The sequence below is a fragment of the Xenorhabdus indica genome (assembly GCF_014467235.1).
In the GTDB taxonomy this organism is placed as follows: Bacteria; Pseudomonadota; Gammaproteobacteria; order Enterobacterales; family Enterobacteriaceae; genus Xenorhabdus; species Xenorhabdus indica.
The window spans coordinates 1-12,453 of sequence record NZ_NKHP01000041.1 but is presented as its reverse complement, the minus strand read 5'-3'; the positions used below and the strand labels follow the sequence as shown (position 1 = coordinate 12,453).

Annotated in this window: 12 protein-coding genes and 1 pseudogene; all 13 read right to left on the bottom strand. The window is 44.9% G+C overall.

The window, feature by feature from the left end; genetic code table 11:
• Positions 1 to 617: 617 nt before the first annotated feature.
• A complete protein-coding gene (locus Xind_RS18735; protein WP_187650815.1) occupies positions 618 to 1,799 on the bottom strand; it encodes a phage tail fiber protein in 1,182 nt (393 codons plus the stop codon).
• A gap of 256 nt (positions 1,800 to 2,055) precedes the next feature.
• On the bottom strand, positions 2,056 to 3,717 hold the full coding sequence (locus tag Xind_RS18730) for a terminase large subunit (protein ID WP_187650814.1): 1,662 nt from the start codon (positions 3,715 to 3,717) through the stop codon (positions 2,056 to 2,058).
• A complete protein-coding gene (locus Xind_RS18725; protein WP_047685603.1) occupies positions 3,714 to 4,067 on the bottom strand; it encodes a phage terminase small subunit P27 family in 354 nt (117 codons plus the stop codon). Before Xind_RS18725 ends, Xind_RS18730 begins: the two co-directional genes overlap by 4 nt.
• Positions 4,068 to 4,184: 117 nt before the next feature.
• A complete protein-coding gene (locus tag Xind_RS18720) occupies positions 4,185 to 4,610 on the bottom strand; it encodes an HNH endonuclease (RefSeq protein WP_047685601.1) in 426 nt (141 codons plus the stop codon).
• The gene (locus Xind_RS18715) at positions 4,610 to 4,912 is read right to left on the bottom strand and encodes a head-tail connector protein (protein WP_187650813.1); all 303 of its coding nucleotides are present in this window, start codon (positions 4,910 to 4,912) and stop codon (positions 4,610 to 4,612) included. The genes Xind_RS18720 and Xind_RS18715 overlap by 1 nt, the downstream gene beginning before the upstream one ends.
• A complete protein-coding gene (locus Xind_RS18710; protein ID WP_099115757.1) occupies positions 4,909 to 5,244 on the bottom strand; it encodes a phage head closure protein in 336 nt (111 codons plus the stop codon). The genes Xind_RS18715 and Xind_RS18710 overlap by 4 nt, the downstream gene beginning before the upstream one ends.
• 257 nt (positions 5,245 to 5,501) lie before the next feature.
• Positions 5,502 to 6,626 (bottom strand): annotated as a pseudogene (locus tag Xind_RS18705) (phage portal protein); the annotation flags it as partial.
• Positions 6,627 to 6,628: 2 nt separating this feature from the next.
• On the bottom strand, positions 6,629 to 7,177 hold the full coding sequence (locus Xind_RS18700) for an HK97 family phage prohead protease (RefSeq protein ID WP_187650812.1): 549 nt from the start codon (positions 7,175 to 7,177) through the stop codon (positions 6,629 to 6,631).
• A 42-nt stretch (positions 7,178 to 7,219) separates the two neighbouring features.
• Positions 7,220 to 8,374, bottom strand: coding sequence for a phage major capsid protein (locus tag Xind_RS18695; protein ID WP_187650811.1), 1,155 nt, complete (start codon positions 8,372 to 8,374; stop codon positions 7,220 to 7,222).
• A gap of 125 nt (positions 8,375 to 8,499) precedes the next feature.
• Positions 8,500 to 8,895, bottom strand: a complete 396-nt coding sequence (locus Xind_RS18690) for a DUF1240 domain-containing protein (protein WP_187650810.1) — start codon at positions 8,893 to 8,895, stop codon at positions 8,500 to 8,502.
• A gap of 351 nt (positions 8,896 to 9,246) precedes the next feature.
• Positions 9,247 to 11,661, bottom strand: a complete 2,415-nt coding sequence (locus Xind_RS18685; RefSeq protein ID WP_187650809.1) for a primase-like DNA-binding domain-containing protein — start codon at positions 11,659 to 11,661, stop codon at positions 9,247 to 9,249.
• A gap of 2 nt (positions 11,662 to 11,663) precedes the next feature.
• Positions 11,664 to 12,074, bottom strand: a complete 411-nt coding sequence (locus Xind_RS18680) for a hypothetical protein (RefSeq protein WP_187650808.1) — start codon at positions 12,072 to 12,074, stop codon at positions 11,664 to 11,666.
• Entirely contained in the window at positions 12,067 to 12,192 is a 126-nt protein-coding gene (locus tag Xind_RS22825; protein ID WP_256376545.1) for a hypothetical protein, read from the bottom strand. Before Xind_RS22825 ends, Xind_RS18680 begins: the two co-directional genes overlap by 8 nt.
• Between the last annotated feature and the right edge of the window lie 261 nt (positions 12,193 to 12,453).

Sequence of the window (12,453 nt, the reverse complement as noted above, 5' to 3'; positions counted from 1 at the left end):
ATGGGAAAGGCTATGGGAAGGATGGTTCATATTACAAACCATCCTTGAAGGTTACTTGCTTGCACAGTCTCTTGAGCTATAGATGTGATCAAGAGACAGCGCATTACCGGGCTAAGATTCCGGTGAGGCCGAAGCCTCCCCTGCCTGAATCACCATTGAAAGGGTGAACGAGGTCACTGGTAGAAACATCCTACCAGTGTTCTTAGCTCAGGGATGCGAAGCCCTGACCATTAGATTTTGCTAATGGCGGGGCTACTTTAACTGATTGGTTTATCGGACTCAATAAGTGAACCAGTATAATTGCTTATCTTTTTACGCTATATCCCACTAAATTACTTAAGGCGTTGCCTCTATTCATCACTGAGGCTGAAAGTAAAATCTTCATGATCATTTTGCCATGTTCCAAAGCTCATCAGAGACACGATATGTAGGTCAATACACTAAATGCTCTGACATTGTGAAAGGAGGTTGCAATTTATTTAGTCGGAATCTATTGGAAGATTTAAGAGATAGTTAATTGGTATTTTCTACGCTTATTGTTTGACGTCCGTGTCCAGATGCCGGAGGATCCAATTTGGAATCATCGACAACAATCCACAGAAAAATTAAGCCTGTAATTATTCACCCTTAGCAGCAGGCATTTGCACTCGGACAGAAACAAATCTGCCATCGGGAATATCGATTAAATCACCGTCAGCATAACCTTCTCTTACATTTCTGGCGAAAATGGGGGCGTCTGAATGTTCACGGTGATAAGTCATTAATTTGATGGAACCATCTGAAAGCTCTTCGTGACTAATCCAGATTAGCGGCAGTTTATTTTGACATAGTGGTATTTCTATATTGCTCCATATTTCATCGACATTAAAACCAGAAACTCCTTTGATAAGATAGACTCCCCTAGAGACTCGCTCAGCAGTTGCTCCTTTAGATTCATGATTTGTTTGCAACGAACCATCAGAATATAGATTAATTATTGGAGAAATGTTTTTCACAAAGCCACTGGTATCAATATAATGCTGAGACGTTGACATGATGGTGCCAAATCCTTTTGGTAAGGTTTGAACAGATTTGTTTGAACCAGCCGAATCTCTATCTATAAAATTGAGTAAATGTGTTGCATCATTAGGGATTCCTTCTATCCTCCAGAATGTTCCATCAGGGCGAAACATGTTTATGCCTCCCCATTGAAAATCTGGATTTATAGTTATCCCCCATCTATCTACTGCAAATGCTCGGCGTGTATTAATATCTATTGCGTATCCAAAAGTATCAGCCCCTCCCCCTCGCACAATCCCTGTCTGGATATTATTGCTGTCCCAGCCATAATTAGTGAAGGCTACAAGCTTATTTGCTTCTTGATGGGGCGCAGATACTATCTTTACAGAGTTACTTTCTTTTGGGATTGTTTCTATTTGCTGAAATTGGAAAGAGCCTGGATAAACTCCACCATTTTCAGATACTGCGCCTATGTTTTTAATAAACTTTGCTTTATCTGGTATATCCGCACCATTCTGTTTCTTCTCCAAATAGAGATCCGAATTATTATTGAGAGCGTTTTGGTTAGCGGTATTGGCTAGATCATATGCTTTTTTAACAGCTTTAGAAGTTGCAACGGTTATTTCACTGTCACTATCTGTTTCATTACTTAGTGTAACAAATCCCGGTTCTGCCTGAGTTGCGTAAGGATGATTACGGCTCTGGGCGTGTTCTTTGATTGCGTCCTTCATATATTCGCGAGTTGGTACAACTACAACATTATCTTCTAAGACTTTTGATTCAGGCTTCTTATCTTGCATATTTATTCCCTCATTTAATCAACAATAACATTGCTAAATAACATGAAGGCGGTGAGATACTTCTCCGCCGGTGAACATCAATAAATTGGTTCATCAATATTGGAGAGTACGACTTGATTTAATTCAGTGGATGAGTTGCATGTTTTGTTGGCAGGATGACATAAAATGACAGATGGTAAATTAATAAAATTTATCTAATGACTGATAAAATTGAGTGAAATAAAGGTGAAATATCTCACCTCCTAAATATTTTTTATTAAATCCCATCAAAACTATCCAGTCTCTGCTGTTGTTCTTCATTTAATATAAACGCAAAATCTTCATGCTCACTCTGCCATGTGCCAAAACTCATCAAAAACGCGATTGCTGGGTCTATCTTATTTGCCGATTTCTTTTTATTCGGTTTGATATTGGCGTTAGCATCCGTTTCCATCACCACATTGGACATTGCCCACGCCAGCACCGGATCGCCGTTGTGACGAATGATTTTGCGATTCACAAACACCTCGGCGGATTTAGCCACAGGGCTAAAGCGCATGTAGGTTTGCGGGAACGGCTCAACATCCAAACCAGCGCCCTGTAACTGGGTGCGTAGGTGCGTGGCGTTCCACGTATCAAAGCCGATTAGCTTGATATCAAAGTGCTGGCTGTCTTTGAGAATATCATCACGGATACGGTCATAATCAATACAATCGCCTGCTGTGGTACGTATCCAGCCCATTTGTGTCAACTGACGGTAAATTGCCCGATTCTTATTGGCAGGATTTTGTAACTGAGCTTCCGGCAAGTAATGACGGGTCAGTAATAACAGTTCGTTATCCACGGGGAAGGTGTAACAGATGCTGGTGATATCCCCCGTTGAAGATAAGTCCAAGCCAGCGTAACACTCCAGTCCTTTCAGGTCGTTCTCGTCATAATCAGTCTTACAGGCTTTCCAAGCCCCCTCACCCATCCACGGTGTTGCACCCTGACACCAGATATTAAAGCGTTTGGTGAGCATTTCCGTCCATTGTGAGGGAATGCCCCGCGCTTTCTGGATAGTGTCATGCAAAGCAGCGCTATCCACGGAGATATTCAGATTGGGATTGGCCTTTATCCAGAGCGCTTCATCATCAATCTCGTTCTCGTCGTCCAACTCGTAGATCAGGGCAAACAGGGATGCGTTTTGCTCTTCACCATCCAATATCTGACAGCAATAATCATAGTGCTGTTTACAGGCTGAAATAACGTTACTGCCCGCCGTGGTAATGGCAAACAAGATACCTTCGGGACGTGCGCCCATGCCCAGTTCAAGGGCAGAGTAGACAGCGTTATCAGGGTGCAAATGATATTCATCGACAATTGCCAGACTGGGGTTTGTACCCTCAATCGTAGCGGCTTTGGCTGCCAATGGTTTTAGCAGACTGTTGCTCTTGGCATAAGTGACTTTATGCTGTTGGACAGTTACCCGTTTCTTGAGTGGTTTGGATAATAGGCACATCTGGCGGGCATCATCGAATACAATACGCGCCTGATCTCGACTCACGGCGGCGGTGTAGATATCCTGCTGACCTGACTCCATCACGAGAAACCAATTTGCCAGTATCGCGGCAACGGTAGACTTTGCATTTTTGCGCGGCACCTGAATATAAGCACTGCGATATTTTCGGCGTCCGGTTGCTTTGATCTTGAAGCCAAACAGGTTAGCAAAAGCGAACTGCTGCCACGGCTCTAATATAATCGGTTTACCGCGCAAGTGGCCTTTGACGTGCGGACAGTAACGGGAAAAGGCAATAAACCGTGCCACCACCTCCGAATCAAACATATAAAGCGGGTTATTCAGGTCGTTAAAGTAGCGTTTCACCGCCTGTTTTACCCGTTTACAAGCCGGAATTGTGCCGTTTTCGATATCAAAAGCGTACTGTTCCCATGTGTTCATAGTCGGTCTAGCTCGTCCTCTTCCTCTGTTTCCACCGGATTTTTCCGCCGTGATACCGGATCAAAACCCAGTAATGAAGACATTTTTATCATGATTTTTTCGGCATCGGCTTTGGCGCTCAGTGATGGGTTACGGCTTTCGCTGCCCTGACTATTCACGATGCTAAAGCCCCGGATATCAAGGTCTGCCACCGCTTTTCGGTAAATGGCATAGTTAACGCAGTAGAGTTCTAAATTGTTCCAATCGGCGGCGTTCAGGTCTTCCCGCTCGCTTAAGATTTTGCCTTTGGCTTTCCATTGACTGGCGGCAATCTCATTTAAATAAGTAGGCGGTTTCGGTGCTCTTGCCATAATGTTCGCTGTTCCTTGTGATTTATTTTCAAAAAAATTGCCGTGCGTAAAAATTGAAGGAGGGGGCGGTTCCGCTCAGAGGGATGTTTGTCATTTTTGATACCCCACCCCGTTATTTTATTTAGTTATTATTCTTGTGATAAATAATCGTGCCGCTTCTGCTTCCTGCTCGCGATAAGCACCTTGTTTACGCCTCGCTTTGATGAGTGGGTCTGCCTGTACCGTTTTACGGTTGTGGCAGGCATGGCATAGTGCTTGATGGTTGGATACAGGCCAGAACAGCACATCAGCTTCACCCTGTATCGGGATAATGTGATCGACAATGGTGGCAGGTGTGTAGCAGTTCTGCTTGAGGCAATGCACACATAAGGGATTCGCCTTGAGATACATCAGTCTGTACTTGCTCCATCGGTTACTGTAGCCACGTTCGGTACGTGTACCGCGCTGCCTGTTCTGTTCCCGCCGGTGTTCCTCACAGCGACCAGATTTTATCCGTTGCTTACAACTGGGATAACTACAACGTCTTAACGGTTGCCACGGCATCAGTAGATCCCCACATCACGATAGACAGACCACAGTGATTTGATGGTAAAAGGCACTTCTTTTAGCTCAACATCGGTTGCCATTTCCCGATTCTCATACAACAAGCCGATATAGAGCAGGCAACCGACTTTAATCGCTGGCGTGAAAACCAATTCCTTATCAAAGCGTTTACCGATATGTTGCTGGCAGACTTCCAACGCTGCGGCGGCATAACCCGTTAATAGGGCATCATCAAGGGTGTGATCTTCTTCCAATCGGCAATGTTGTTTAATTTCGCTCAGGAGAATTTCAATCCGGCTCATCGGAATATCCCTCCCTTGCAAAGCAACTCTAGGCGGGTGTATTTCGCATCGGGGATGACCGCCATAATGCTAAAAGCAGTGCCCGTCGTGTTCGCGCCGTGAAAGGTAATGCTGTTCGCTGTGGTCACATCAGCACGATAACGCAGCCAGATACGCACGGTGGCTTCTGAGAATACGGCGCCGGATGCCACCAGCTCCCGTCCACTAATCGCTTTCACTTCTGCCCAGACAGTGGCTAAATCTACCCAGTTGTTGAGTACTTCACCGAATTTACCCCGACTGGCTTCATTTTTTCGGATTGTCACCCGATGCCTTAATCTGCCTGCTCTCATTCGTTACTCTCCTTGTCTTGTTTGATTTCCACGGTTTGCTTCCATGCCTGACTGAATTCATCGCCACCGGCACGGGGTGATAATCCCTCCCGTTCACCTGTCTCTTATACACAACTTTGTATCCTGCTGTTTTTTTTATATGAATTATTTTAAACTTATCGAGACAGCATTGGGAAATATTTCCTTTAAAATCAGTTGGGTATATTTATCAAATTGCGGTCATTTTCTCGTAATTTGAGATGTGACTAAAAGACAGCCCGTTCACGGGCTTCATTCGGGCACATCACACCAGATTTAATCGCCGTTTCATAACTCTGGAAGCGTTCTTTCGGATTGGCGCGAAGCAGATCGGCTGTGTCGAATTCGACTTGGTAGCGAATGCCTCGTTTTGGTGAATTTATCAGTAAGGTGGATTTGATTTGCTGTTCGAAATTGGCAAGCCAGGGGCGCATGGTGATCGTCAGAAATGCGCGTGACGCTTCGCTAAAGTTACTGTAGGTACTGTTCGAATACTCTTGCAGAAAGATAGGACTGACATTGAACATCCGGGCGATATCTTCAATGGTGAAACGACGGGAGGCCAGCCATTCTGCATCCTGATTGCTCATCCCTAATTGCTGATATTCCATCCCACCCTCAAGAATGGGCGTTTTGCCTGCATTACGAGCGCCTTTATAACGTTCGAGGGCTTCCAACGCTTTATTACCCTTGATGCCATCCAGCCAGTCAGCGGCTTTAATCACGCCCGCTGCCATCATGCCCTCTTTCATAATGCTTGCACCGTGGCGCTGTTGCGCCAACCCCAAACCCAGCGTTTCACGGCAAATCGTGACCGGTGAGCGACCAAGAAAACCGTCTTCCGTGGCATAGCGTAAATGTAAAACTTCTTCCTGTAGATAGGTTCTGACCTTGCCTCTATAGGGTTCGGTAATGATATAAGCAAAGCGGTGATCCGATAATCTCTGTGGGACAACTGCTGACGGCGGATAAGGGTGCAACGAATGTGGTTGTCCGTCTTTTCCCCAGACTATGACTGCATACGCATTGCCATTTAACAGGCAATGACGCATCAGCGTTCGCTTAAACTGAAACGGTGTTTGGCAATCGTTCGGGCATTCATTGAGCAGGTAATCAACCGGATGATCACTTAACCACTCACGGGACTCTGTGCCGTGACTATTTTTTACTCGATAGAGATAACAGGGCATTGTTGCTACCGCTTCACTAATCACCGTGATGGCATTCATCACCGCTGGTAAACCTTCGGCGGTCGAGGGGGAAACATGCTCGCCGGATTTGGTATTAGACATACCCGCCAGAGAAAGAAACTCATCAATGCTGATACTACGAGTCTCAGAGGCTTTTCGCTTAAAAGGCCACATAATCACGCCTCAGACAATTGCAGCCAGTAATGGCGCAAATCCGCATTGCAGGGATTTACTGCATTCAGGGAGCGTTTGGCAATCTCAACACCGCTTTCAGGGTAGGCGGGTAAACTGGTGACAGTAATTTCCCGTAATTCAGCCTCTAAGACGGTTCTGACATACGGTGTTTGGCTGGTATCCCACTGATCTTTAATGGCACGAAAACCAAAGGACATTCCCTGAATATCATCACGCTCAACCAGTGTCAGCACATCACGCCCTAATTGCGTATCAGGCGGGGTGAGTTCGAAACGTAATCCGGTGGCATCTTCGCTAAGTTGCAATGTTCCAGATGTGGTACGGCCTAACAGGTTCATATGATCATGTTCATACAGTGCCCTGATATCAGCACTTGCCGCTAGACTGGCGCTAAAGGCATTCGGGGCGAACTGTTCGATAAACTCATCCCACAAGATATGTGATCGGCTGTTCCACTTAATCACATAGCCTGTCAGTTTCTTATCACTGGCAGAAAGGGAAGCAGTGCGGATTTCAAAATCATTTTTCATTGGTAGATTCCAGATTACAAAGGGGCGCAGTGCCCCTTACCGTTAACCCGCTTTAGTGCCTTTGATTTCCAGCACCTTGATTGCGTTGGAATCCACCAGCCCGCCGCCCAGATATTTATCGGTATGTACCTTATAAAATCCCGGTTCGGTGATATTGTCAGGACGGGTACGAATGCCCGTTTGATGGTCAACGATGAAGTAACCGCGGTTGAAGTCGCCCAGACTAATGATGTCATCCGGCATAAATTCGAGATAATGGACAGGTAAGCCCAGCAACATATCAGGATCACCCGCTTGCAGACGTTCGCGCCAGATGTAATCGCCATTGCCGTTTTTCAGTTTTTGCACGTTGGCGGCGGTCGTGGAGTTAATCACCCACACTGCATTTTTACGATATTTGTTCCTGAGCAGAAATTTCAGGTCAATTAGGCTATCGGCCTCAAGGCTGGTAACTTCCAGCTTTTGCAGCGTACCGAATGCACGTACCTTGTCAGCTTTGTTATCACGGGGATAAGACAGAAAGCCTTTCGCTTTTTTGCTACCGTCACTGCTAACCAGATCGGTTTCTTCGGTGTCAACAAAGGTGTCAGCGATTTCTGAGGTTAACCAGCCTAACATATCGACATCGCTAAAATCGATGATTTCTTGGGTAGTTTTGGGGTAGGCATAGATAGGAAACAGCTTGATGCTGACCTCTTCCATCTTTGGTGTCGCCGTCTCACTACGCGCCTTGCCTTCTTCCCCGTGGATTACGGCTGCGCCACCGACCGAAACAAGCTGTTTATATTCATTGCTGCGCGTGGTTTTGATGGTACAGATTCGACGCATAACCGACTCATCAGCCAGTTGCTGCATAATTTGTTTATTCAGCTCAGGGATAACGGTATAACCGCCATCAGCCGGAACACCGGTAGACAGGGAACGGGCTTCGCCAGTCAGAATATAATTGCGCAGCTCGTCATTGCTGAGTTTATTACTGGTAGGTTGGTTCTTAGCCTGACTGCGTTCTTCATCAGCCAGCACTTCATAACGCACAATTTCCGTATTCAGCGCGTCGGACTGGCTGCGCAGTTCGTCGAACTGTTTGGCTTCATCAGCATTGAGTGAGCGTTGTTCCGTTTCGGCTTTGGTCAGCAGCGAACGCATTTGTTGGGTTAAATCGGCTTTTTGTTGGCGTAATTTGAGTAGTTTTTTCATGGTGTCTTATGGTTATTTATTTTCCTAAAAGACACTATTTAATACTATCTAAAATAATTAAAAAGCCTCTAAAGTTTATATGATAAACAGGACAAAACATAAGAACGAAATATTTACAAAAAAATTCATTTACACAAGGATAAATTTTTCACGTAAGTATTTGGTGACATCCACGATATTTTATCACATGTCAGATAGCCATCATTTTTTAATTTATAGTCAACATAAAAAGAAATAGGAAAACCAATTATAAATGATGTAATCATCAACTTACTCAGATAGTTAACAATTATTTTGTTAAATTTAGGTAGTCTATTAAATATAAAGAAAAAAATAGATCCTGATAAAGAGTAAAATACTATAGGAAAAGATAGAATACTGATAATAACTGTTCCTGAGAATGTTATTTCATCTTTCATTAATGCTAATGAAACGGCAGAATCAATAACTAAGCACATCATAAATGTCAACCCTAACAATAGAATTAGCACCCCTAATGCTTTAACATATTTACTATTCACATTATCCTTCCTAATCCATTAAAAAATGTCGTAAATTCGCTTCTGGTGCTCTTGGTTTTTCTGCATTTCTTCTTTTCCTATGTCAGATCATAGATCACCCCCTATAAATCTTTTTCACCCTCTCAGTTATGCACCCTCTGCACATTCTTCTCAAAGCCTTGCTACATCTGGGTTTGCAGTAATTAATAGGATATTCATTCACTGTACCCTCTGTTCACCCCTTTTTTATCCTAATGAAGAGAATGTATATTTGATGTATAGCTAAGAAATAACTATACATCTATTATTTTCTTTTAAATACAGATGGATATTTAAAATGATGCATGGAATGCAGACTTAAGCCCAAAAAGTTTATAGCGGGGATTTAAAATCCCGGCACTCAGGCACAGACGGCAACCATTCTTCGGCTTCTTCGGACAACTCAACGTTATAAGAATAACCTTTCTTGGTTCGCACTTTCCGATACTCCTTTTTGTATTCCAGCATAATTTTAGGCAGAGATTCGCCGAACTTGGTCAGTGTTAACGGGCGTTCAAAGCCGTGCGCTTCCATAAAAGAAAGATAAGCATGATACAAATATAACCTCGGCGCTCGTGGGCTAATGTTCTTAGTGCCCATCTTCATCCCAGTAGCTTCATTGACGGTTATCAAATAACCGCAGAAACGATACAACGGATCGGAATTGCTTTTCACCGTTAATGCTTCGTTAGAGTCGCGTTGCGCCTGTAGCAGCTTTTTAGCCTTGTTCTGGTCGGCAAATTCCGTTAATAAATGACGAATAATGACAGGCAGTTCCCGACTGATTTTCTCCGGCAAATGTGGATCTTTCTCTGACTCTTTGACCGGAATATTAAACGGGAATATCACCCGCCGCCGTGCAATACCACCATTGCGTTCTGTGAAGCTCATTGGCTCGTTATTGGTGGCTAATACCACGGCCTTAATGACCGTAGAAAATTGCTTCTCATATTTCCCGTCAACTTCGATTAAATCACCGCCAGTAATCGCCTTAATGCCCGCGCCTTCACCGACATATTTAACCTGATCGGGCAGCGTAATCAGGCTTTTCCCGACAAACTGATAACGCCCTCGCGCTTCGTCCAATGCTCGCATGTTGCCACTGGCCGTATTGTGTTCTCCCGCTAATAAGGTGGCGATATAGGTAAAGATACTTTTACCGCTGCCACCTTCGCCCGTGACTTCAATAAATAGCTGCCAGTCATAACGGTTTGCCAGGATCATAAACAGGGCAGCTTTGATACGATTCATCTTGTTTTCATTGCTTCCCGCCGCATGGGATAACCAGCGATAAAAATCTGGGGCATGATCTGGTAAATTTTCACCGGCAGCAGGCGGGGTGAATTCAATGCCGTTATGGTTCATTAACCAGTGTTCCGGCTGGTGCGAAGTAAACTGTTGAGCCGATAAATCATACACACCATTGCGGAACCCGATTAAATCCTGCCGTTGTTCGCCGATAATCGGTACTTGTAATTTCATGGCATAGATAGCGTTATTGATCCCGTTCGGGCTGTAAGGGGTTTCGTGCTGGTCGAAGATTGCCACCATTGCGCGGCGCAGCTCATTATCCGACACGGTTTCCCATGTTGTGCCGTTATAGTGGTAAACCATTTCGCTATCAGGGTTAACCGCCACTTTACCGTACCGCTCAACCAATAGTGCCCCGCGCTGACTGGCTGCCATTTGTGCCAGATTGTTATTGGCTTTTTTGGGCTTAGTTTCGTGGATAATCACTGCTTCTGCTTCCATGAGTTTTTTCTCTCCAACCTGATATAACCCGTTGCTGAATGCCTGCTTTGCTGCTTCGATACCATGATGTTGGCGATAATCGTCCCAATCAGATTTCAATGCCATAGGCGGTAGCGATACCCAGCCATTAATCTCTATAGCGGCTTTCTCTGCCGCTATCTTGCCAACATTCTTTTTTAACCTACCGTTTTTGTCCCGTTCTTCCGGTTCGTGCCAATCGTTATCAGCAGCAAGGATAATTTTTGCGTTAGGCCACTGTGTTCTGACCTGTTCGGCAACCGTGAATAAATTACTTTCATCAATCGCCGCCAGTACAACGCCCTCATATAGCTGGCTGACGGTTAACGCGGTGGCGTAACCTTCGGTAATGATGAACGTGTCCGACATTCCGGTAATCTCGGATACGGAGATAAAACTCCCTTTTTTCTGAGTGCCTGCAACAAGGCGTTTTTCACCGTTCGGCTTGATGGTCTGTGCGCCCGTGATTGTGCCGTCCAGAGTCTGAATCACCAGCAATAAAGAGCCATCTTTCAGTAACCGCTGATTGGGGCATTGCAGCCCCTTTTTAGTCAGATACTGAGATTCACCCATGACAGAAGTTGCAACCAGCGCAGCGATGCGTTCTGTAATCGGTTTTACTGTTCGGGGCTGCTCTTTGGTGGACTTGGGGTCAGGTAAGGGAAGTGCCAGCGCATCAGCTACCAACTTAGCGGCGGCAAAGACCGTGATCCCTTTGGTTCTTGCGACTAAATCCAGTCCATCACCGTGATTCGGCACATCACATTGGCGACAATGCCAATCGCCATGATGGTTATCGTCGATAAAGTGAAAGCGGTCAGTACCGCCGCAGATTGGGCAAGCACCGTGTTTGCCTTTTGCCGGAACTTCAACACCACAAGCAGGCAACAGGCTTTGCCAGTGATTGATGGCTGATGTTTTCACTGTTCGAATCACATCTAACGGGCGGCTTTTCTGATTATTATTTCCCTGATTCATGATCACTCGTCCTCGCCATTAACTGCTGCATAAAGCGAATAGTAGACTTCCTGATTGATGTCACAGGCCAGCGAAAGCAAATCATGTAATTCTTCCGAACAGTGTTGGCTGGCCTGCTCAAGAATGACCTCATATAAAGAGATACATAAACCCGCACGAAATGAGGCCTGACCTAATGGATCGGATTTCCTGTATGCAATGCAATTTAATAATTTATTCATCGGTGGCTGCGGAGCATGTTTCAACAGGGCGCGGTGAACCTCCTGATGAATGCCGTGTGCCAATGCAATCAAGTTATTTAAATTGATTTCACAGCGTTCATCTTTGGCTTTTTGGGTAATGAATGTGAAAAGTGAAATACCCAGACCTGCACGATATAGCGCCTGTTTTAGTGAGATAGGTTTATTACTCATAGTATGCCCCCTGACGTAATGCGAAGATCAAAGAGGACATATCAGCCAGCCGCTGAGTGTCGGATGTAATAAGGAATGTAAATTTAAGGCGAGTTTGGTTAGACTGTGTATCAGCCATAGCATTAGCTCCGATAATGTTGTGGTCAGACGCCTCGATAGTGTTAGCGCACTTCGAGGCGTTGCTATTTGTATCACCTGAATAAAGCATAGTGTCAGCCACCATCGTATTTTTAAGTGTCAGCTACGTCAATTCTTTTTTATAAAAATTTTTTGCGTATACTGTCAGCCACCAACTACTAATGGATGCAGATATGGCAACGAAAGCAGTAAACGCAAAGTCAAAAAAATTAGAAGCTCGTGTACCGCATGAGCTTGTTGA